The following is a 21552-nucleotide window of genomic DNA, read 5'->3' on the forward strand; positions in this document are numbered from 1 at the left end:
ACTAGCCGCATAAGCCATCCATTGGCAGTCACCCGACGCCGGTAGAGTCGTTACGGATGAACGTTCTGGTCACCGGCGGCGCCGGCTTCATCGGTTCGCACTTCGTGCGCGCGATGCTGGCCGGCCGCCTGCCGGGCCTCGAGGACGCGCGGGTCACCGTTCTCGACAAGCTGGCGCACGCCGGAAACTTCGCCAACCTCGGCGCGGTCGCCCACGACAAGTGGCTCGACTTCGTCCCCGGTGACGTGGCCGACGCCGCCCTGGCCGAGGTCGTCGTCCGCCGCCACGACGCGATCGTCCACTTCGCCGCCGAGCACGACGTGACCGCGAACGTCGAGCACGACGTGACCTCGAACATCCTGGACGACGACAAGATCCGCCAGAACCTGGGCTGGCATCCCCGGGTCGAGTTCGCCTCCGGCCTCAACAGCACAGTCCGCTGGTACCGGGACAACCCCGACGCGTGGCGCCCCCTGCTGCAGTAGACCCGCAGGCACAAGCGACGCTCAGACGCGGCCGGCGGCAGCTGCGGTCGCGATGGCCGCTGAGCCGGCGGCCGCGGCCAGACGCACTGCGGCAGGGCGGCTGCGTGTCAGCGCGGTTGTGGCCAGGCCCCACGCGGACGCCAGACCCAACGGAAACGCGCCCCTACGGGAACGCGCCACTCCCCCCGCAACCGCGGCCGAGGCGAGCAGGACGGCTGCCGTCGAGGCCCCGACCAGGCGGGAATCGCTCTTCTTCACACCGGCGGCCACCGCGCCCGCCGCCAGGTTGACCGTGCTGGCCAGGGCCGTCCAGCCGAGCAGCAAGCCGGTGCTCGCGGGTGTCACCGTGGACGGCGCGGACGTCGAGTGGACGCGCTGCGCACGGCCGTAGGCCGCGGCGGTGAAGGCGGTAGCGACCGGCAGCAACAGGGGCGTGAGGCCGAACCGGTCCGTCTGCGCGGCCAGAGACCACGCCGCGTTGACCGCGTAGGCGCCGGCCAGCGGCCAGCCCGTCCGGCGGCTCATCGGATCGCCCCGGCCACCGGGCAGGCACTGGGCCACCGTCGAGGCTGCGCAGCCGGCGAAGATCGGGGCCCAGACCGCGAACGCGTAGTCGGGCGGAGTGATCACGGTGTCGTAGCGCTGGGTCTGCTCGCCCCGGCCGAGTAGCGCCCCCAGGCACGGCACGGCCACGAAAGCAGCGCAGGAAGAAGCGAGCGCGACAGCACGAACGGTGTCAGTCATGCCCCCCGGCATACCCGCCGGGGGGCATGATCACGTCAGGAACCGTCGCCGTTGACGCCGTCTGCCGGCTCGGCCGGGTCGGTGCCGGTCGACGGCTTGTCGGCCGTGTCCTGCTCGGCGGCGGCGGACACCGTGGGTTTGCTGTCGGGCGCGGCCGGCGGCGGAGCGGCGTCCACATCGCCCAGATCCTTGTCCAGCACGTCCTCCAGGCCCTCGAGCAACTGGATCAGCGACGGGCCGTGGATACGCCGGAACGCCCGGCCCTTACGCCGCCGGTCGAGCACCGCGACCTCGAGCTGCTTCTGGTCGAGCTTGCGCGTCTGACCGTTCTCGCCGCCCACACTGCCCAGCGCCTGCGCCGCGAGCGCCAGCGCCGCCGGCAACTCGGCGGTCGCTTCGTGCCGCTCGCGCAGCACGTTCGAGATCGCCTCGGCCTGGCCGCCCATCGCCATGAACCCGGGCTCGTCCATCACCGAACCGTCGTACGTGATGCGGTAGAGCTCGTCGGTCTCGGGCGAGGACCCCACCTGGGCGATGCAGATCTCCACCTCGTACGGCTTCTGCGTCTCGGTGAAGATCGCGCCCAGCGTCTGGGTGTACGCGTTGGCCAGGAACCGCCCGGTCACGTCGCGCCGGTCGTAGCTGTAGCCGTTGACGTCGGCCATCCGGATGCCGGCCCGGCGCAGGCTCTCGAACTCGTTGTACCGGCCGACCGCGGCGAACCCGATCTTGTCGTAGATCTCGCTGATCTTGCGCAGCGTCGTGATGTTCTCGGCGACCAGCAGGATGCCGCCCTCATACGTCAGCACCACGGCGGAACGGCCGCGGGCGATGCCCTTACGGGCGTACTCCGAACGGTCGCGCTGGACCTGCTCGGGTGATGCATAGAACTGCATGGCCACGGGTGGCTACTCCCTCTCGTCCCTGGTGAATTCGGCTGCTACCAACAACCGGACTCAGCCGCCCGGATTCTCCATGCGCCCGGCCACGACCTGCTCGGCCACCGCGGTGATCTCGGCCTCGGTCAGACGGTGCGTGCCGTTCGCCGTCGCCGACATCACCACCGGGAAGATCTTGCGGGTGAGGTCGGGACCGCCGGTCGCGGTGTCGTCGTCGGCCGCGTCGTACAGCGCCTCGACCGCCAGCCGCACCGCGGCATCGGTGCTCAGACCCGCCCGGTACTTCTTCTTCAGAGCCGACTTCGCGAACAGCGAACCCGAACCGATCGCGTCGTAGCCGGTCTCCTCGTAGAGCCCGCCCGCCACGTCGAAGCTGAAGATGCGCCCCACCTTGGCCGGGTCGTGCGGCGACAGGTCGTAGCCCGCGAACAGCGGCACCACGGCCAGCCCCTGCATCGCCGCGCCCAGGTTGCCCCGCACCATGCCGGCCAGCCGGTTCGCCTTGCCGTCGGTCGAGAGCATCGTGCCCTCGATCTTCTCGTAGTGCTCCAGCTCGACCTGGAACAGCCGCATCAGCTCGATGCCGATACCCGCCGTCCCGGCGATGCCGATCAGCGAGTACGAGTCGGCCGGATGCACCTTCTCGATGTCCCGGCTGGCGATGAGATTACCCATCGTCGCGCGCCGGTCGCCACCCATCACGACACCCTCAGCGGTGGCGATCGCGACGATCGTCGTGCCGTGCGGCGCGATGTCGGCCGACAAGCCCGGCGGCAACGGCCGGCGGCCCGGCAGCAGTTCGGGGGAAGCGTGCGTCAGGAACTGCGTGAAGGAGGACGTTCCCGCATTGACGTAGTAATCCGGTACACGCCCGGATGGATCAAAGTCCTTTGCCACGTGGTTCCCTTCAAATACTCGATCGCGCCGGCAAGGTAGTCCTGGTTGTCCCGGAACTGTCCCAGGCCGCCGTTGCAGTTGAAGCACAATATCCCGCGCACAGCGCCGGTGCGATGATCGTGATCGACGTGTTGAGGATCCGGCGCGCGGCAGATCGCGCACACGTTGCCCTGCCGCCACAACAGGTCGTCGAACTCAACCTGGCCGATGCCATACCGGGCTCGCAGGTGGTACTCCCGCGAGCCTCCATACAAGCGCTGCCTGGTCTCGTGGCCGCGAGCGTTGTGGCAAGGCTTGCAATAACGACCTCGGCCACCGGAGTCGTTCCGGCTACGGGGGAAATCGTCTAGCTCTTTGATTTCCCCACAGTCGGGACAGTACCGGTGGCCGTCAGGGACCGAGCGCTGGACCTGCACCTCCCGCCCGTACTTCTCTTGCAGCCGTTTGGCGTAGCTGGCTTTGGACCTCACGTTGAAGCAGTCCTTGCAATAGCTACCGCGACCCGACGGTCGCTTGCTGTTGGCGGAGAAAAGGTCGAGCGGCTTCCACTCACCGCAATCGCGGCAGCGTCGCCGCCCGTCCTCATCGTCGCTCGGGAGAGGCATGTCCGTTTTGCCCTACTCTCCGCCCTTTTGTACATATCCGCGAACAAATTCCTCTGCGTTCTCTTCGAGAACGGAGTCGATTTCGTCGAGCAGGTCGTCGACGTCCTCGGTGATTTCGGCGTGCCGCTCGGCTACCTCAGGGTTGGCTTCAGTAGTGGTCTCGTCGATCTGCTCGTCCTGCCGGCCCTTGCCCGACTGCGACTGCCCGCCGGTGTCCCGAGTTGCCATCGGTGTCCCCCTTCTGAACCACCCGAAGCCTGCGCCTGCGGGTTGAGAAAAAACCTACCTCGCGCCTGTGACAAAACCACTCAGCGCGCGGTGATGACTTCGAGCAGATCCTTGGCGCTCTCGCACTTGTCGAACAGCGCGCCCACATGCTTCTTCGTCCCGCGCTCGGGCTCCATCATCGGCACCCGTACGAGCGACTCGCGGCCGACGTCGAAGATGACCGAGTCCCAGCTGGCCGCGACCACTTCGGACGCGTACTGAGCCAGGCACCGGCCGCGGAAGTAGGCCCGTGTGTCCTCCGGCGGCTCGGACATGGCCCGCTGCACGGCGTCCGGCTCGAGCAGCGTCTTCATCGAGCCGCGCGCGACCAGCCGGTGGTAGAGGCCCTTCTCGGGGCGGACGTCGGCGTACTGCAGGTCGACCAGCTGAAGTTTCGGCGAGGACCAGCCGAGGTTCTCGCGCTCACGGTAGCCCTCGAGCAGCCGCAGCTTGGCCACCCAGTCGAGAGTGTCCGCGCATTCCATCGGGTCGCGGCCGAGCCGGTCGAGGATGTCCTCCCAGCGGTCGAGCACGTCCTTGGTCTGCTCGTCGGTGTCGTCGCCTTCACGCTGGTCGACGAACTCGCGGGCCCGTTCGTAGTAGGCCCACTGCAGGTCGAGCGCCGTGAGCTTGCGGCCGTCGCGCAGCCGGATCAGGTGCTGCAGGGACGGGTCGTGGCTGACCGCCTTGAGCTCGCTGACCGGGTCGGCGATGCCGAGGTCGCCGCTGAACACCTTCTCCTCGATCATGTTGAGCACCAGCGAGGTGGTGCCCATCTTGAGGTAGGTGGCGATCTCGGAGAGGTTGGCGTCGCCGATGATGACGTGCAGCCGGCGGTATTTGTCGGCGTCGGCGTGCGGCTCGTCGCGGGTGTTGATGATGGGCCGCTTGAGTGTCGTCTCGAGGCCGACCTCGACCTCGAAGAAGTCGGCGCGGGAGCTGATCTGGAAGCCGGAGCCGGAGCCGTCCTGCCCGAGGCCGACGCGGCCGACGCCGGTGAAGATCTGCCGGGTGACGAAGAACGGCGTGAGGTGGGCGACGATGTCGGCGAACGGGGTCTGGCGCCGCATCAGGTAGTTCTCGTGGGACCCGTACGAGGCGCCCTTGTTGTCGGTGTTGTTCTTGTAGAGCTGGATGCGGTGGGTGCCCGGGATGGTGGCGGCGCGGCGGGAGGCTTCGGCCATGACCCGCTCGCCGGCCTTGTCCCACTTGACGATGTCGAGCGGGTTGGTGCACTCGGGGGTGCTGTATTCGGGGTGTGCGTGGTCGACGTAGAGGCGGGCGCCGTTGGTCAGTATCACGTTGGCCAGGCCGAGGTCTTCGTCGGCGAGGGCGTCGGCCGGGTCGTAGGCGGCGCCGGAGTAGGTGAAGCCGCGCGCGTCGCGCAGCGGCGACTCTTCCTCGTAGTCCCAGCGGGCGCGTCCGTTGCGGTTGAGCTCGGGGCGTGCCCCGTAGGCGTTGACCACCTGCGACGAGGTGACCATCGGGTTGGCGCCGGGCTGCCCGGGGACGCTGATGCCGTACTCGACCTCGGTGCCCATGATTCGTCGAACGCTCATACGACCATCCCGCCCGCCACGTTGCCCCTGTTGCTCATGTATTGAGCCTAGACGCTCTCACGCGTGTTATCGCCCCGCCCGGTGCCCGGCGCGGCACGCTGGGTGGCGACGCAGAGAGCAGGGTCGATCTTCGTGATCAGCCGGCGGCCGAGCGCCTGGCCCGGCTGTTCCACCATGCGGTAGCAGAGCGCCGCCAGGACGAGTACGACGATCACGTACGCCACCCCGGCCGCGGCCCTGATGGGCAGTGCCTGCGTCCCGAGATCCGGGACGACGCGCGGGATCATGAACAGCACCATGACGTGCAGCAGGTACAGCGAGTAGCTGATCCGGCCGAGCCACGTGAGCCCCGGCGGCATCGCGCGTGTGCGAAAAACGTACGCCAAAAGGAATGTCGCGATGACGGCGAGAGCCGTGGTGAGGCCCTGATCGGCGATGAGGGCGCCGGCGACGACGGTCAGCGCCGCGACGGCCGGGACCCGCCCGGTCTGGCCGTGCTGCCACCGGTAGACGACCGTCCCGGCGAACATGACGGCCAGGAGCAGCAGCCCCTGCCCCGACGAGGTGACCGTGCTGGCCGGGCTCGGGTGCCCGTTGAGGGCCGGCAGCAGCACGAAGCCGGCGCCGATCGCGCCCGCCGCCGATGCTTTGACCTGCAAGATCAAGGTCAACCCGACCAGCAGCACCAGTACGGCGGCCAGCAGGCGCCGCTCGGACCAGGAGCTCCCGAACAGCGCGTCCGGCAGGTACGGCCCGGCCAGCCCCGCGACGAGGCCGAGCGCAGCCGCGTACCAGGCGCTGTGGCGGTGCGCCCGCCACGCGAACAGCCCCGCCACGACCAGGTAGAACACCATCTCGTAGGACAGCGTCCAGAACACCCGCACGACGCCGCGCACCCCGACCAGGTCGGGCATCATCGTGATGTGCGCCAGCACACCGGCGCCGGTCTCGGCCCGCAGCGACGCCTGCCAGTGCAGCAGCCCGGCCGAGGCGAGCAGCGCGAACAGGGCGATGGTGACCAGGTAGGCCGGGTAGACGCGGCAGAGCCGCCCGATCCAGAACCGCCGCAGCGACCCGTGCCGCTCCAGCGACATCGGTATCACGTATCCGCTGACCACGAAGAACAGCAGGACCGCGTACTTGCCCAGGTTGATCTGCCGCATGACCGCGAGGTGCGCGTCGTCGCCGATCACCTGCGGGCTCAGGTGGAACAGCACGACCGTGATCGCGGCCAGGCCCCGAAGAGCATCGAGCCAGTCGAGGCGTCTCATGCGCAGTGCAACGAAAGCGCGGGCCGGGGGAAACCCCCGGCCCGCGCTGACAACCGTCTCTTACAGGTACTGACCGGTGTTGCTGGCCGTCTCGATGGAGCGGCCGGCCTCGGCGCCCTTGCCGCCGGAGACGAGCGTGCGGATGTAGACGATCCGCTCGCCCTTCTTGCCGGAGATGCGGGCCCAGTCGTCGGGGTTGGTGGTGTTGGGGAGGTCTTCGTTCTCGCGGAACTCGTCGACACAGCTGTCGAGCAGGTGCTGCAGGCGCAGCCCCTTCTTGCCGGAGGTGAGGAACTCCTTGATGGCCATCTTCTTGCCGCGGTCGACGATGTTCTGGATCATCGCGCCGGAGTTGAAGTCCTTGAAGTACAGGACCTCCTTGTCACCGTTGGCGTAGGTGACCTCGAGGAAGCGGTTCTCCTCGGTCTCCGTGTACATCCGGAGCACGACTGCCTCGATCATCGCGGCGACCGTCATGTCACGGTCGTTGCCGTGCTCGTTCAGGTCGTCGGTGCTCAGCGGCAGGTCGGACAGGATGTACTTGCCGAAGATGTCCTTCGCCGCCTCGGCGTCCGGACGCTCGATCTTGATCTTCACGTCGAGACGGCCGGGGCGCAGGATGGCCGGGTCGATCATGTCTTCCCGGTTGGAGGCGCCGATCACGATGACGTTCTCGAGGCCCTCGACGCCGTCGATCTCGCTGAGGAGCTGGGGAACGATCGTGTTCTCGACGTCGCTGGAGACGCCGGAGCCACGGGTGCGGAAGATCGAGTCCATCTCGTCGAAGAACACGATCACCGGGGTGCCCTCGCCGGCCTTCTCGCGAGCCCGCTGGAAGACCAGGCGGATGTGCCGCTCGGTCTCACCCACGTACTTGTTGAGCAGCTCGGGACCCTTGATGTTGAGGAAGTAGCTGGTGTGCTTCTCCTCGCCGCGGCGCTCGGCGATCTTCTTCGCCAGCGAGTTGGCGACCGCCTTGGCGATCAGGGTCTTGCCGCAGCCGGGCGGGCCGTAGAGCAGGATGCCCTTCGGCGGGCGCAGCTGGTGCTCCCGGAACAGGTCGGCGTGCAGGAACGGTAGCTCGACCGCGTCGCGGATCTGCTCGATCTGCGAGTGCAGGCCGCCGATGTCGGTGTAGTCGACGTCGGGAACCTCCTCGAGAACGAGCTCCTCGACCTCGCTCTTGGGGATGCGCTCGTAGGCGTAGGCCGACCGCGGCTCGATCATCAGCGAATCGCCGGCGCGCAGCTTGCTGATCTCGAGCGAGTCGGCCAGGAGGACGATGCGTTCCTCGTCGGCGTGCGAGACGACCAGTGCCCGGTCGCCACGCTGGCCGTCGGGGCCCGCGAGGACCTCCTTGAGCGTCACCACCTCGCCGCTGCGTTCGAAGCCGAACGCGTCGACGACGTTGAGCGCGTCGTTGAGCAGCACCTCCTGCCCGCGCTGGAGCTCCTCGACCTCGAGGGACGGGGAGACCGCCACGCGGAGCTTGCGACCGCCGGTGAAGACATCGACGGTGCCGTCCTCGTGTGCCGTGAGGAATACGCCGTAACCGCTGGGCGGCTGGGCGAGCCGGTCAATCTCTTCCTTGAGAGTGACGATCTGAGCTCGGGCTTCCTTGAGGGTCGCCACGAGCCTGTCGTTGTTCTCGGTCAGTCGGGCCAGCTGCGCCTGCGTTGCCGCGAGCCGTTCCTCGAGCTGCCGGACGTGTCGTGGGCTTTCGGTCAACTTCCGCCTGACAAGTGCGAGTTCCTCCTGAAGGAACGCGACCTGGCTGGAGAGATCGTTGGCCTCTTTTTCCCAACGTGCGGCGCGGTTGTCCGCCTCGTCGCTGCGTGCCACGTCCCACCTCCCCGGGGGCTCGAACGTCTTGGGATAACACTAGCCGCTGCGGACCGGATTTCGACCCATGCAACACCCTCGTCACCGAGTCTTGATCCATTCGGCCGGTGTGCGCAAGGAGTTTGTCGGTGCATTCCGGTACGGTCGGGCGGGTTCGGCTCCGGGGCGGACACGTTGTGCGCACCCACTGCGGCCGCCGGCCGGCAGATCCCGGCCGATCAGGGGCTTTACGGCCGCGACGAGGCCCGGACGGCCCACCGTAAGCCCCTTGCGCAGCCGGGCCGGAGCCGTTCCGCGGGAATGCGACGCTCGTCTCAGCGACGTCGATACGGATCGGCGGAGCGCCGAAAAAAGTCACCTGCGCGAAATGTGTGTCGCGCCCTACAGCGTCGGCCGGCCCACCAACGAGGCCACGACGCGCGAGAACTCCTCCAGCCGGGCGATCTGTCCGGGTCCGCCGTCGTCGAGGGTCTTGCCGAAGCGCAGCGCGTCGTGGCGGATGGTCGCCCGCGACTCCCCCTCGTCCATGCCGGGCGGCGGGACAGCGTCGTCGACGGAGCTCAGCAGCAGGTAGACGTCGATGCTGTCGACCCGCGCCTGGCCGTTCGAGGTGCGGGTCAGCCGCCGCCGGCAGCCCACCTCGGTGACCGTGGACAGCGGCACCACCCGCAACGACGAGGTCATCGAGCCGACCGGGCCGTCGCCGGGCGCCACATCCTCACCGTGCCAGAGCACGAGGCGGCTGCCGTCGCAGATGACGACCTCCTGCCAGACGCCGTTGACCTCGTTGACGAAGCGCTCGAGCGTGAAGCACAGCACCGAGGCGCCGCGGAGCACGCCGAACAGGGCGTCCAGCGCCACCTCGGGATCGCGCAGATAGGCCCGGGCGGCGGAGTCGAGATCCTGGTAGGGCGACCAGTCGGGGAAGACTGCCGGCATCTCGTTGCTGCCACCGAACGGCGGAGAACTCATCGCGCCCACCCGATCCTCCCCGAGCCGTGCCACTGCCGAACTGGAAGCTACCCGAACGTTGAGCGCCGCGTCACATCCACGAGCCAGGAGGCGTCATTCGATCGGTGAGCGGTCGTCCGGGGCCTCCTCGGCGGGCTCGGCGGCGGGTTCCGCGGCGGCGGCCAGCGCGGCCTGAGCGGCCCGCTTGAGGGCGTACGCCTCGGCGCCCTTGCTGGGCTTGCGGCGGCGCGGCGGCGCGGTGACGCCGGGCGCGAGCTTGCGCGCCGAGACCAGGAACGCCGTGTGCGCGATCATGCGGTGGTCGGGGCGGACGGCCAGGCCCTCGGCGTGCCAGTCGCGGACCAGCGATTCCCAGGCCCGCGGCTCGGTCCAGCCGCCGCGTTCGCGCAGCGCCTCGACCAGCTCGGACAGCTGCGGCGTGGTGGCCACGTAGCCGATGAACACGCCGCCCGGCACGAGCGCCTTCTCGACCATGTCGAGCGCCTCCCAGGGGGTCAGCATGTCGAGGACGATCCGGTCGAAACCGGTCTCGGGGTTGCTCGCGACGTCGCCGGAGCGCAGGTGCCAGGCCGGGTGCGGGCCGCCGAAGAACGATTCGACATTTTTGCGGGCGATCGCCGCGAAGTCGTCCCTCAGTTCGTACGAGTGCAATTCCCCGCTCGTGCCGACCGCCCGCAGCAGGGAGCAGGTCAGCGCGCCCGAGCCGACACCGGCCTCGAGCACCTTGGCGCCGGGGAAGATGTCGCCCATCGCGACGATCTGCGCCGCGTCCTTGGGGTAGATGACCTGGGCGCCGCGGGGCATCGAGAGCACGTAGTCGCTGAGCAGGGGGCGCAGCGCGAGATAGGCCGTGCTGCCCGTGGAGGTCACGACGCTGCCGTCGGGCAGGCCGATCAGGGCGTCGTGCTCGAGCGCGCCGCGGTGGGTGTGGAACGACTTGCCCGGCTCGAGCACGATGGTGTGCATGCGACCCTTGGGGTCGGTGAGCTGGACGCGGTCACCCGCCCGGAAAGGCCCGCGATGGGCGGGCTGCGACTCGTCGACGACGGCGGTGACTGGCGAAATGGTCACTACTTCTCTTTCTGCTTCACGGGCGGGCCGGCGCGGCGGGGTTCCAGCACCTGGGCGACGTCACCCACCCGCAGAACCCCCACCACATCCTCGCCCGAGGTGACGACGTACTGCGCGGCCGGGTGGGCCTGCAACGCGCGGACGACCTGCTCGCCGCTGAGTCCCAGCGGCAGCGCGGGCACGGCGTCACGCGAACGGGAGACGCTGTCGACCGCCACCCACGGGCGCCGGTCGACCGGGACGCGCTCGGCGGCGACCGGATCGACCAGTGCCGTGAGATTACCGGCCGAGTCCGACACGGCGAGCACCACGTTGGGTCTCGGGTCTTCCGAGCGGCGGCGCTGGGCCTCGCCGAGCGGGGTGCCGGCCGGCACGGTGAGCAGCGGGCGGGCCAGCAGGCCGAGGTCGACCAGCGGGAATCGGCGGGTCATCCGGGCCAGCCGGATCGACTGGCCGGCGCCCTGCCAGAGGGTGAACACGACCAGCAGCACGAACAACAGCCCGAGCAGGGTGATCGTGCCGAGCCGGTAGAACCAGAACGCGGTCATGCCGGTGCCGAACGCGATCAGGCGGCCCGCCCAGCCGGCCGCCTCGGTGGCGCGGTTGCGGTCCTTGAGCATCGCCCACAGGCCCGCGCGAAGGGCCCGGCCGCCGTCGAGCGGCAGGCCCGGCAGCACGTTGAACAGTGCCACCAGGATGTTGCTGGCGGCCAGCTGGAACGCGATCTGGCCGGCCATCGTCCGGTCGGGCAGGGTGAGGAACGCGGCCGTGGCGACGCCGCCCAGGAGCAGGCTGACGGCCGGGCCGGCCAGGCTGACCAGCGCGTCGACACGCGGGGTGGGCGCGTCGCGGTCCATCTCGGTCCAGCCGCCGAGCAGTTCCAGGGTGATTCCGCGGACGCCGATCCGGAAGCGGCGGGCGGTGAGCGCGTGCCCCAGCTCGTGCAGCAGCACCGAGCCGAGCAGGCAGACCACAAAACCGAAGCCCACGAGGTACGCGATCGGGCCGGGCAGGTCGAGCTGGCCCCGCACGTAGTTGCCGTAGACGACCGTGACCAGCACCGCGAGCAGGATCATCGACCCGTTGACGAAGATCGGGATGCCGAGCACGCGGCCCACCGGACGCGCGGCGCGCCCCGTCCGGCCCCGCTGCCGCGCTCCGTCGCTGCCCGCCGCGCTGTCATTCACGGCGTTGATGCTACGGAGTCGAACTGGGAAGTCCCGGAGCACGTTTTGTCGCACCCCTGCCCTAGCCTTTTCCCCATGACAGCACCGACGGTCTCCCCCGCTGACTCCCCGGCCCCGCACACGGGTCCCTCGCTGTCACCGTCGCGCGCGGCCGACTTCAAGACCTGCCCGCTGCTGTTCCGCTTCCGCACGATCGACCGCCTGCCCGAGCAGCCCACCGCCGACCAGGTACGCGGCACGCTGGTCCACGCCGTGCTCGAGGCGCTGTTCGACCTGCCCGCCGCCGAGCGCACCCCCGAGGCCGCGGCCGCCCTGGTCGCCCCGTCCTGGCAGCGCCTGCTCACCGAAGAGCCCGAGCTGGCCGAGATCTTCGCTGCCGCCACGCAGCCCGACCCCCGGCCCGCGACCTTGATCGACGCCGCCGCGACCGACGCCGAGGCCGACGCGACCGGTGGCGTCGACCCCTCGGCCGGCGAGCAAGCCCGCCTGGCCGCCTTCCTGTCCAGCGCCCAGGCGCTGCTGCCCGGCTATTTCGCGCTCGAAGACCCGCGCCGCCTCGAGCCCGCCGAGCGCGAGACCCTGGTGTCCACCCTGGTCGACGACGAGCTGCTGATCCGCGGCTACATCGACCGGCTCGACATCTCCCCCGCCGGCGACCTGCGCGTGGTCGACTACAAGACCGGCGGCGCCCCGCGCGAGGCCTTCGAGGGCCGCGCCCTGTTCCAGCTGAAGTTCTACGCGCTGGTGCTGTGGCGCACCCGCGGCGTCGTCCCCCGCGTGCTGCGCCTGGTCTACCTGAAAGACACCGAGATCTGCGACTACAGCCCCGACGCCGAAGAGCTGGAACGCTTCGAGCGCACGCTGGTCGCCCTCTCCCAGGCCATCGAGCGGGCCAAGCGCGACCAGACGTTCCTGCCCAAGCGCAGCCGCCTGTGCGGCTGGTGCAGCCACCAGTCCGTCTGCCCCGAATTCGGCGGCACGCCCCCGCCCTACCCCGTCGCCCGCACCGAGCAGCCCCAGTCCGGCACCGCCGACGACGACCGCCTGGCCTGACCCCCTAGGGTGGCGGCCATGCCCCGCATCCGCCCGCTGGCGTCCCTATGACCCCGGCGTCCCCGGCCGCCACGACGCGTCCGCTGCGCGTTCTGCTGGCCGACGCCGCCCCCATGCAACGCTCGGGCCTGCGCGCCGTGCTCACCGCCGGGGCGCCGGGCGGCAGCGAGATCGTGGTGGCCGGCGAGACGGGCGACGGCGGCGAGGCGGTCGAGCTGGCCCGGCGGCTGTCGCCGGACGTGGTGATCACCGACCTGGCCCTCCCCCGGGTCGACGGTCTGGGTGTCACGCGGGCCATTGCCCAGGCCGGCCTGCCGGTGCGGGTGCTGGTCATGACCGACCACGACACCGACGAGGACGTGCTGGCCGCGATCGCCGCCGGGGCCGCCGGCTACCTGCGCAAGGACGCCCCGGCCGACGAGCTTGTCGCGGCCGTGCGCGCCGTCGCCGCCGGCGGCGCCGTGATCACGCCGGCGGTCCTCAACCGCATCCTCGTCCGCGTGGCTGAGGCCCTGCCCGCTCCCGAGACCACCACGGCGTCCAAGCTGGACGCCCTGACCGACCGCGAACGCGAGGTCCTGGTCCACGTGGCCCGCGGCCACTCCAACGCCGAGATCGCCGCCGCCCTGCAGGTCAGCGAAACCACGATCAAGACCCACGTCGGCCACGTCCTGACCAAGCTCCGCCTGCGCGACCGTACCCAGGCGGTGGTTCTCGCCTACGAGACCGGCCTGGTCAAGCCGGGCGCCTGACTGCACGGCCCCGGCCCGCGAGCTCGAAAGCCGCGGGCCGGGGTCCCCCTCCTGCTGTCAGTCGTGGGCGATGGCGGCCAGGACGTTGAGGCGGGCTGCCTTGATCGAGGGCAGCACCGCCGCCAGGATGCCGACCAGGGCGGCCAGCACCAGGTAGAGGCCCATCTGGGACCAGGGCAGCACCAGGTCCGTGATGCCCTCGCCGTCCAGCGCCTGCACCACGGCCGAGCCCAGGCCGGCGCCGACGACCACGCCGAGCAGGGCGCCGAAGACCGAGATGACCACCGCCTCCACCGTCACCATGCGCATCGTCTGGGCCCGGCCCAGGCCGACGGCGCGCAGCAGGCCCAGTTCGCGGGTGCGTTCCAGCACCGAGAGCGCGAGCGTGTTGACCACGCCCAGCACCGCGATGAGGATCGCCAGGCCGAGCAGCACCTGCACCATCGTGATGACCGTGTCCAGCGTGCCGACCTGCTGGTTGATGTAGCTGCTGCGGTCGGTCGCGTTGACCTCGGGGCTGTCCGCCACCAGCGCCTTGACCTGCGGCAGCACCTGGGCCATGGTGGCGCCGTCGGCTAGCCGCACGAAGGCGAGCACCGGCTGGGTGATGCCGAACTCCTTGGACGCGGCGGCCGGCAGGAAGTACGTGCCGGGCATCGCGTCCTCGTCGTAGGTCGCGACGACCGTGTAGCTGTGCTCCTCACCGCGCGGCAGCTGCACCTTCACCACGCTGCCGACGGTCAGGTTGCGTTCGGCGGCCTCCTGCGCGCTGATCGCCATCTGGTCGTTCTTGAGGGGCGACAGGGTCGTCTGCCCGAACGCCTCGGCCAGCTCGGCGAGGTTGTCGGTGGAGTCGACGTAGGTGCGTTCCCCGTTGACCAGCGCCTGGTCGCTCCACAAGCCGGCCGCCGCCCGCACGCCGGGGATCGCCGCCGTGCGGGGCAGCACTGCCTCGTCGAAGGTGGGCGGACGCGGCCCGTTCTGGTCGCCGCCGATGACGATCTCGGCCTTGACCGTGTTCTCGGCCTGCGCGGCGATGCTCTGCTTGGCCGAGTCCATCACCACGGTCACGCCGGTGACCAGGGCGATGCCGACCATCAGGGCGGCCGCGGTGATCGCCGTACGCCGCGGGTTGCGCCCCGAGTTGAGCCGGCCCAACCGGCCCGGCACCGACCACGAGAACAACCGTCCCAGCCCGGACACGACCGGCTTGGAGATCAGGGGCGTGAGCAGGGCGACCCCGATGAACGTGACCAGCACGCCGGCCAGGATGAGCCACAACGAGCTCGTCCCGTACAGGCCGACGCCGAGCATGGTGGCGCCGGCCGCGCCGATGACCGCGCCGGTCACCGTGACCTTGGTCAGCGGCCGGTCGGGGGTGGCGACGTCCTGCATGGCGGCGATCGGCGAGATCCGCGAGGCGCGCAGCGCGGGCAGCACCGCCGCGATCACGGTCACCACCACGCCCACGATCAGCGAGCTGAGGATCGCGGCGAGCGGCACGCCCACCGGGGCCGGGTCGAGCCCGCCGCTCATCGAGCCGAACAGGGTGACCAGCAACGCGCCCACCCCGACGCCGGCGCCCAGGCCGAGCACCGCCGCGATCAGGCCGATCACGAGCGCCTCGATCAGCACCGAGTTGATCACCTGGCGGCGGCCGGCGCCGAGCGCGCGCATCAGCGCCAGCTCGCGGGTCCGCTGGGCCACGATGATCGAGAACGTGTTGAGGATCAGGAACGTGCCGACGAACAGGGCCACGCCGGCGAAGCCGAGCAGGATGTTGTTGAAGAACCCGAGCGCCTCCTTGAACTGCGCGGAGCTCTCGGCGGCCAGCTGCTCGCCGGTCTTGACGTCGTAGCCGCTGCCCATCCGGGTGGCGATCTGGTCCCGTACGCCGGAAGCCTCGACGCCGTCGTCGGTGCGCACGGTGACCTGGGTGAAGACGCCGGGCTCGCCCAGCATCAAGCGCTGGGCCACGGGCGTCGTGAAGGCGACCTCCTGGACGCCACCGATGCTGTCCCGGTTGTCGGTGTAGCCCCACACGCCGACCAGCGTGAACGTCTTCTTGGGCTGCTGGGTGAGCACGCCCACCCGGTCGCCGACCTTGATGCCGGCCGCCTTGGCGACGGCCTCGTTGACCGCGATCTCGGTGTCCTTGTCGGGACCGCGGCCCTGGCGCATCTCCATGATGTCGTCGGTGCCGACCCAGTTCATGCCGATGCGGGGCGGACCGTAGCTGGTCACGACCTTGCCGTCGGAGCCGATGACCCGGGCGCCGTCGGTGGCCACCACGCCGGTGGCCTGGCGCACGCCGGGCACCTGGCGCACGGTGTCGACGACCGACGCGGGCAGGGGTGTCTCGACCTGCTCGCCGTCCATTTCGGACACGGCGATCTTCGGCTTCGCCTTGACGGCCACATCGGTCGTCGCGTAGCCCTCGGTGAACAGCTTGTCGAACGTGCGCCCCAGGGTGTCCGTGGTGACGAAGGCGCCGGCGACGAACATGACGCCCAGCACCACGGCCAGACCGGAGAGCACCAGTCGCAGCTTGCGGGCGAGCAGGCTTTTCAGCGTCGCGCGCAGCATCAGACGAGCACCTCCCCGGCCTTCATCTGCTCGAGCACCGACTCGGGGGTCGGGTTCTCGAGCTCGGCCACGATCTCGCCGTCGGCCAGGAAGACCACGCGGTCGGTGTAGCTGGCGGCGACCGGGTCGTGCGTGACCATGACGATGGTCTGGCCGTGCTCGAGCACGCTGCTGCGCAGGAAGGCCAGGATCTCGGCGCCGGCCTTCGAGTCCAGGTTGCCGGTGGGCTCGTCGGCGAAGATGACGTCGGGGCGGCTCATCAGCGCCCGCGCGCACGCCACCCGCTGCTGCTGGCCGCCGGACAGCTGGCTGGGGCGGTGCCCGAGCCGGTCGCCCAGGCCGACCGTGCCGATCACCGTGTCCCACCACTGCGGGTCGGGCTTCTTGCCGGCGATGTCGAGCGGCAGCCGGATGTTCTCGGCCGCGGTCAGGGTCGGCAGCAGGTTGAACTGCTGGAAGATGAAGCCGACACGGTCGCGCCGGAGCCGGGTGAGCGCCTTGTCGCCGAGGCCGGTGACCTCGGTGCCGCCGATGTGCACCGTGCCCCGGGTCACCGTGTCGAGGCCGGCCAGGCAGTGCATCAGCGTCGACTTGCCGCTGCCGGAGGGTCCCATGATGGCCGTGAACTTGCCGCGCTCGAAGCTGGCGCTCACGCCGCGCAGCGCCACCACACGCGCCTCTTCCTTGCCGTAGACCTTCCAGACATCGTCGGCGCGTGCCGCGTTCGTCCCGATCATTGTCAAAGCCCCCTGGAATTGGATTCTGCTGGGGCCAGTGTTTCGGTGTGACAGCGTGATGACGTCAGCCCAGCGGCGTACTCGTACGCGGAGATTCGGGTACGGGAAGCACCCAGGGGTTTCTCAGGGTCGACCCTGAGATGTCAGGATGACGGCGCGCTGACACTTGACTGACGTCATGAGTGACGCCATAGTGGTGTCATGGATTTGACGCCGTACCTCGAAACACTCCGGGCGGACCTCACGGCCGCCGCGGCGCCGGCCGGCCCGGAGACCGCGCGGGCCGCCGAACTGCTCGGGCACTCGCTCGAATCGTCCGCCCGTCTGGCGCTGCTCGAGGCCCTGTCCGACGCGGCGGCCGAGATCACCACCCGGCTGCCCGACGCCAGCGTCGAGGTGCGCCTGCGCGGTCGCGACGCCGACCTGGTCGTCAACCACCACGCTCCCGAGCCGCCGCAGCCGCCGGCCCCGCCCGCCCCACCGGCGGCGCCCGTGCCACCCGACGGCGACCTGACCCGGCTCACCCTGCGCATGCCCGAGTCGCTCAAGACCCACGTCGAGCAGACCGCGGCCGCCGAGGGCATCTCGGTCAACGCCTGGCTGGTGCGCGCGGTGACGGCGGCCGTCAACGCGCCGATGCCCCCGCCGTTCCCGCCCCCGCCCTTCCCGGGCGGCGGCGGCCGCAACCCCAAGCGCGTGACGGGCTACTTCCAGGCCTGAGCCGCTTCCCTCTTGACCCTGCCCCTCGGTGAGGGGTTTGCCTACCCTCATGCCCTTTTCAGGAGACCCTCATGTACGAGTTCCCGCACCCGCAACCCGTCACCGTCGCCCTGCACGCCCGCAACGGCGTCGTCCGGCTCCACGCCGAGGACCGCGACGACATCCAGGTCACGGTCGAGCCGATGGACGGCAAGGACAGCGGCCGCGAGGCCGCCGAGAGCACGCCCGTCCTGCTCGAGGGCGACACCCTGGTCATCGGGGAGCGCGACACCGTCTCGTGGTCGCTGCGGCGGACGCCGAAGCTGGCCATCACGGCCCGGGTGCCCGCCGGCAGCTCCCTGGCCGGCAAGAGCGCCTCGGCCGACGTCGCCGCCACCGGCCCCTGGCAGACGGTGAAGCTCGACGTCGCCTCGGCCGACGTCCAGATCGACGAGATCGCCGGGGACGCCGCCCTCGACAGCGCCAGCGGCGACCTGTCCGTCAGCCGGGTCGGCGGCTCGCTGCGCATCGGCGCCGCGTCCGGCGACATCCGGGTCGGTGACGTCACGGGTGACGTCAGCGCGAAGTCGGCGAGCGGCGACATGCGCCTCGACGCGGTCGACGGGCGGCTGCGGGTCTCGACCGCGTCCGGCGACGTCCGGATCGGCCGCCTCCGCGAGGGCCGCAGCGAGATCAAGACCGCCTCGGGCGACGTCCAGGTCGGCATCGAGGCCGGCGCCGGCGTGTGGCTCGACGTGAGCACCGCCTCCGGCCGCACGATCACCGACCTGACCCAGCAGGGCGCCGCCCCGCCCGCCGCCGACGGCCCGGCGGTCGAACTGACCGTCCGCACCGCCAGCGGCGACATCCACCTGCACCGCGCCACCGACAGGAAGGTTGCCTGAGATGCTGCCCGACAACCGCTACGGACTCGAGAACTCCGTCCGCCGCCGCCTCAAGGCCGGTCTGCGCAAGCGCACCGACCGTTTCGCCCCGCCGGAGTGGCCCGTCAGCCGGGGCCCGACACCCAACCCCCGTCGCGACGGCTAGGAAGGCTCGAGCAGGCCGCGATGGATCAGCAGGTCGGCCAGATAGTCGGGGTCCACGCCCACCAGCGAGGTGCGGAGGTGGACCCCGTCGGTCGGCGGGAGTTCCAGCTCGGACGGGACGGCGAGCACCGCCGCACCCGAGGCGAGCGCGCTGGAGACGCCGGTCGGGGAATCCTCGATGGCCACGCAGTCCTCGACGGGGACGCCGAGCAGCTTGGCCGCGGCCCGGTAGGGCTCGGGGTCGGGCTTGGGCATCGCCACCTCGTCGCCGCAGACGATGACGTCGAAGTTCTCGCGGCCGAGCGTCTCGAGGGCGACCTCGACCAGCCGGCGGCCGGTCGAGGTGACCAGGGCGGTGGGCAGGCCGGCGAATCGCACAGCGTGCAGCAGGGCCTGAGCGCCCGGTCGCCACACCAGGCCCGCCCCGAACAGCTCGAACACCCGGCTCGTCAGCCACTCGACGTCGGGCGCCTCGGGACGGCCGGGCTGGCCGAGGTCGTCGCGGAAGATCTGCATGCTGTTCGCCATGCTGCTGCCGATCATGGCGTGCCGGGCGGCCGGCGAGAGCGTGCCCCCGGCCCGCACGGCCAGCTCGTGCAGGGCGATCTCCCACACCTTCTCGCTGTCCACCAGCGTTCCGTCCATGTCGAAGAGCACCGCGGCCGGTCGTCGCGCGTTCAGGATGAGCCTCCGTCGTTCGAGGTGAGCGTCGGTCCCATTGTCCCCCGTGGGACCGGTACCGCGCGGCCGTTAACTCCATCACTGTCCCGGCAGACGCCCGTGGGCAGGCGTAACTTCGGCGGCATGAGACGCGTATCGCTCGCGGGGCGCACGGACGACGCCGTGAGTGAGGTCGTGTGCTGAACGCCGAAGCGGTGACCGTCAGCACGCCGCGGCCGGTGCGGCGGTCCGTGCTCGTGCAGCGCTGGGCCGACCTGGCGTTCCTGCACTGGCCGGTCGACCCGGCTGTGGTCGCCCCGCTGCTGCCGGCGGGCACGGTGCCCGACACGCTGGACGGCGTCACCTACGTCGGGTTGATCGGCTTCCGGATGGAGGGCGTCGGCTTCCTCTCCGGGCCTGGGGTGCCGTACCTGGGAACGTTCGCCGAGACCAACGTGCGCCTCTACAGCGTCGATGCACGGGGGCGCCGGGCGGTGGTCTTCCGGTCCCTCGAAGCGGAGCGCCTGCTGCCGGTGCTGACCGCCCGGGCGTCGCTGCGGCTGCCGTACATGTGGGCGCGCATGCGGATCACGCGCTCGGGCGACGTGCTGACCTATTCGTCGCGCCGCCGCTGGCCCGGCCCGCGCACAGCCACCAGCCACATGGCGATCCGGGTGGGTGGCCCGATCGTTGAGCCGACGCCGCTGGAGTGCTTCCTGACCGCCCGCTGGGGCCTGCACACGACGGCCTGGGGCCGCACCCGGCATCTGGCCAACGAGCACCCGCCGTGGCCGCTGCACCGAGCCGAGTTGCTGTCGCTCTCGGACACGCTCATCGGGGCGGCCGGACTGCCTCAGCCGTCCGACCCGCCGGTCAGCGTGCTGTACTCGCCGGGCGTTGCGGTGGCGTTCGGCCGGACCCACGCGCTGGCTCCCACCTAGGCAGCGGGGCGGCGGGCCAGCGCGACGTCGGTGTGGATGACGAAGTCGATCGTGCCGCCGTGCGCGTCGACGACGGCGATCGTGTCGTCCAGCACGATCTCGGCCGTGATCGGGTCGAGCAGGCGGTACAGCGAGGTCGACAGCAGGTAGTCGCGGTAGAGCTTCGAGCTGTACGACAGTGCCGACTCGTACCGCAGGCTGCGCAGCTCGGTGAAGCGGCCGTCGGTCAGGTTCAGTTCCGACCACTCCTGCTCGAACGGGCCGAGCGGGAGCTGGGCGGTGGCGCTCCGGCGATGGGACGTCTGATCGGTCAGGCCGTGGCGGGCGTCGACCTCGGCCAGGGCGGCGTGCAGCCCCGGATCGGCGACCAGGAAGACGTTCCAGAACGGCGCGAACAGACCGCCCGGCGCGAGGGCGTCGAAGGCCAGGTCGGCACGACGGTCCCGGTCGACCCAGTGCCAGGCCTGGGCGCTCACGATCAGCCCGTACGCGGACGGGGGTTGCCAGTCCTCGAAGGTGCTGGTGATCACCGTGGCGCCCGGCACGTTGCGCCGCAGCACGCCGGCCATGCGCTCGTCGGGCTCGACGCAGGTCAGGTCCACGCCGGTACGGGCGAAGAGGCGGGTCGCCTTGCCGGTGCCCGCGCCGACCTCGAGGACGGGACCGGGACCGGCCGCGGCCAGCAGTTCCTCGGCCAGCACGGGCGGATAGCCCGGCCGGATCCGGTCGTACTCGTCCGCCACCTCGCCGAAGACCGTGCCCCGTTCGCGCATCGGGTCAACGTACCGGCGTCAGGCGATGAGCGCTGCCGTGTACTGATCGGCGATCGCGGCCGGATCGGCCAGTTCGGCCCCGGTCGCGGTCAGCCCGAAGTCGACGACGTCCGCGCCCAGCTCGCGCAGCAGCCGGGCCAGGAACGCCTCGGCCGTCTCGGCCTGCGACTGCACCTCGGCCGTGACCACCGGAACGGCGAGCACGCCGGCCAGCGCGTTGGGCGGCAACTGGTCGAGCAGCACCTTCAACGCCCCGGAGAACGTGCCGCGATAGGTCGGCGTCGCCACGATGAGCAACGCGGCGTCCTGCACCTCCATGAGCGCCGCCCCGGTGGCGCCGTCGTCCGGTGTGAGCAGCCCCGGCCCCAGCTCGGCCACGTCGACCGTGACGAACGCGCCGCCGCCCCGGCTGCTGGAGATCCGTTCCCCCAGCGCGGTGGCCAGCCGCAACGTCCGCGAGGCGGGACTCGGGTGGCCGGAGATGACAACCACGTCCGGCATGG

Annotated in this window: 23 protein-coding genes; 7 read left to right on the forward strand and 16 right to left on the reverse strand. The window is 70.6% G+C overall.

Annotated features, from left to right (window positions below; genetic code table 11):
* The first annotated feature begins 56 nt into the window (after nucleotides 1-56).
* Nucleotides 57-485 (forward strand): GDP-mannose 4,6-dehydratase, encoded by a 429-nt coding sequence (locus LXN57_RS08485; protein ID WP_251797464.1) that lies wholly within the window; start codon nucleotides 57-59, stop codon nucleotides 483-485.
* Between the two features lie 21 nt (nucleotides 486-506).
* Here the strand turns inward: LXN57_RS08485 and LXN57_RS08490 are convergent, their stop codons facing one another.
* From LXN57_RS08490 to LXN57_RS08540, 11 genes are all read right to left on the reverse strand, one after another.
* The gene (locus LXN57_RS08490) at nucleotides 507-1229 is read right to left on the reverse strand and encodes a TspO-related membrane protein (RefSeq protein WP_251797465.1); all 723 of its coding nucleotides are present in this window, start codon (nucleotides 1227-1229) and stop codon (nucleotides 507-509) included.
* 35 nt (nucleotides 1230-1264) lie between these two features.
* Nucleotides 1265-2131, reverse strand: a complete 867-nt coding sequence (prcA, locus tag LXN57_RS08495; protein ID WP_251797466.1) for a proteasome subunit alpha — start codon at nucleotides 2129-2131, stop codon at nucleotides 1265-1267.
* A gap of 54 nt (nucleotides 2132-2185) precedes the next feature.
* Nucleotides 2186-3025, reverse strand: coding sequence for a proteasome subunit beta (gene prcB / locus LXN57_RS08500; RefSeq protein WP_251797467.1), 840 nt, complete (start codon nucleotides 3023-3025; stop codon nucleotides 2186-2188).
* On the reverse strand, nucleotides 2944-3630 hold the full coding sequence (locus LXN57_RS08505; protein WP_251797468.1) for an endonuclease VII domain-containing protein: 687 nt from the start codon (nucleotides 3628-3630) through the stop codon (nucleotides 2944-2946). Before LXN57_RS08505 ends, prcB begins: the two co-directional genes overlap by 82 nt.
* A gap of 12 nt (nucleotides 3631-3642) precedes the next feature.
* Nucleotides 3643-3858, reverse strand: coding sequence for a ubiquitin-like protein Pup (locus tag LXN57_RS08510; protein WP_215787104.1), 216 nt, complete (start codon nucleotides 3856-3858; stop codon nucleotides 3643-3645).
* 80 nt (nucleotides 3859-3938) lie between these two features.
* A complete protein-coding gene (dop, locus tag LXN57_RS08515) occupies nucleotides 3939-5456 on the reverse strand; it encodes a depupylase/deamidase Dop (protein WP_369077272.1) in 1518 nt (505 codons plus the stop codon).
* A 47-nt stretch (nucleotides 5457-5503) separates the two neighbouring features.
* Nucleotides 5504-6727 carry an acyltransferase family protein gene (locus tag LXN57_RS08520; protein WP_251797469.1) on the reverse strand — a complete coding sequence of 408 codons (1224 nt, stop codon included), beginning with the start codon at nucleotides 6725-6727 and terminating at the stop codon, nucleotides 5504-5506.
* A gap of 60 nt (nucleotides 6728-6787) precedes the next feature.
* Nucleotides 6788-8569, reverse strand: a complete 1782-nt coding sequence (gene arc / locus LXN57_RS08525; RefSeq protein WP_221379372.1) for a proteasome ATPase — start codon at nucleotides 8567-8569, stop codon at nucleotides 6788-6790.
* A 381-nt stretch (nucleotides 8570-8950) separates the two neighbouring features.
* Entirely contained in the window at nucleotides 8951-9541 is a 591-nt protein-coding gene (locus LXN57_RS08530; RefSeq protein ID WP_221379373.1) for a hypothetical protein, read from the reverse strand.
* A gap of 93 nt (nucleotides 9542-9634) precedes the next feature.
* Entirely contained in the window at nucleotides 9635-10612 is a 978-nt protein-coding gene (locus LXN57_RS08535) for a tRNA (adenine-N1)-methyltransferase (RefSeq protein ID WP_251797470.1), read from the reverse strand.
* On the reverse strand, nucleotides 10612-11721 hold the full coding sequence (locus LXN57_RS08540; protein WP_438872855.1) for a site-2 protease family protein: 1110 nt from the start codon (nucleotides 11719-11721) through the stop codon (nucleotides 10612-10614). Before LXN57_RS08540 ends, LXN57_RS08535 begins: the two co-directional genes overlap by 1 nt.
* A gap of 153 nt (nucleotides 11722-11874) precedes the next feature.
* Here LXN57_RS08540 and LXN57_RS08545 point away from each other — a divergent pair, with 153 nt between their 5' ends.
* Nucleotides 11875-12852 carry a RecB family exonuclease gene (locus LXN57_RS08545; protein ID WP_251797471.1) on the forward strand — a complete coding sequence of 326 codons (978 nt, stop codon included), beginning with the start codon at nucleotides 11875-11877 and terminating at the stop codon, nucleotides 12850-12852.
* 47 nt (nucleotides 12853-12899) lie between these two features.
* Nucleotides 12900-13604, forward strand: coding sequence for a response regulator (locus LXN57_RS08550; protein ID WP_251797472.1), 705 nt, complete (start codon nucleotides 12900-12902; stop codon nucleotides 13602-13604).
* A gap of 57 nt (nucleotides 13605-13661) precedes the next feature.
* Here LXN57_RS08550 and LXN57_RS08555 read toward each other — a convergent pair whose 3' ends face one another.
* Entirely contained in the window at nucleotides 13662-16190 is a 2529-nt protein-coding gene (locus LXN57_RS08555) for an ABC transporter permease (protein WP_251797473.1), read from the reverse strand.
* Nucleotides 16190-16927, reverse strand: coding sequence for an ABC transporter ATP-binding protein (locus tag LXN57_RS08560; RefSeq protein ID WP_221379377.1), 738 nt, complete (start codon nucleotides 16925-16927; stop codon nucleotides 16190-16192). Before LXN57_RS08560 ends, LXN57_RS08555 begins: the two co-directional genes overlap by 1 nt.
* Before the next feature lie 201 nt (nucleotides 16928-17128).
* On the opposite strand from LXN57_RS08560, the gene LXN57_RS08565 reads away from it, so the two are divergent.
* The 3 genes from LXN57_RS08565 to LXN57_RS08575 all read left to right on the forward strand — a co-directional run bounded on the left by LXN57_RS08565 (nucleotide 17129) and on the right by LXN57_RS08575 (nucleotide 18676).
* Nucleotides 17129-17647: a hypothetical protein gene (locus tag LXN57_RS08565; RefSeq protein ID WP_251797474.1), complete on the forward strand. Its 519-nt coding sequence runs from the start codon at nucleotides 17129-17131 to the stop codon at nucleotides 17645-17647.
* Nucleotides 17648-17718: 71 nt separating this feature from the next.
* Nucleotides 17719-18531, forward strand: a complete 813-nt coding sequence (locus LXN57_RS08570) for a DUF4097 family beta strand repeat-containing protein (RefSeq protein WP_251797475.1) — start codon at nucleotides 17719-17721, stop codon at nucleotides 18529-18531.
* A 1-nt stretch (nucleotide 18532) separates the two neighbouring features.
* Nucleotides 18533-18676 (forward strand): hypothetical protein, encoded by a 144-nt coding sequence (locus LXN57_RS08575; protein WP_251797476.1) that lies wholly within the window; start codon nucleotides 18533-18535, stop codon nucleotides 18674-18676.
* On the opposite strand, the gene LXN57_RS08580 is transcribed toward LXN57_RS08575, so the two are convergent.
* Nucleotides 18673-19332, reverse strand: coding sequence for an HAD family hydrolase (locus LXN57_RS08580; protein WP_251797477.1), 660 nt, complete (start codon nucleotides 19330-19332; stop codon nucleotides 18673-18675). The genes LXN57_RS08575 and LXN57_RS08580 overlap by 4 nt on opposite strands.
* A 203-nt stretch (nucleotides 19333-19535) precedes the next feature.
* On the opposite strand from LXN57_RS08580, the gene LXN57_RS08585 reads away from it, so the two are divergent.
* Entirely contained in the window at nucleotides 19536-20276 is a 741-nt protein-coding gene (locus LXN57_RS08585) for a YqjF family protein (protein ID WP_251797642.1), read from the forward strand.
* Here the strand turns inward: LXN57_RS08585 and LXN57_RS08590 are convergent.
* Nucleotides 20273-21049, reverse strand: a complete 777-nt coding sequence (locus tag LXN57_RS08590) for a class I SAM-dependent methyltransferase (RefSeq protein ID WP_251797478.1) — start codon at nucleotides 21047-21049, stop codon at nucleotides 20273-20275. The genes LXN57_RS08585 and LXN57_RS08590 overlap by 4 nt on opposite strands.
* 18 nt (nucleotides 21050-21067) lie before the next feature.
* The gene (locus LXN57_RS08595) at nucleotides 21068-21550 is read right to left on the reverse strand and encodes an NADPH-dependent FMN reductase (RefSeq protein WP_251797479.1); all 483 of its coding nucleotides are present in this window, start codon (nucleotides 21548-21550) and stop codon (nucleotides 21068-21070) included.
* Between the last annotated feature and the right edge of the window lie 2 nt (nucleotides 21551-21552).

The sequence above is a fragment of the Paractinoplanes hotanensis genome (assembly GCF_023717965.1).
Taxonomy (GTDB): domain Bacteria; phylum Actinomycetota; class Actinomycetes; order Mycobacteriales; family Micromonosporaceae; genus Actinoplanes; species Actinoplanes polyasparticus.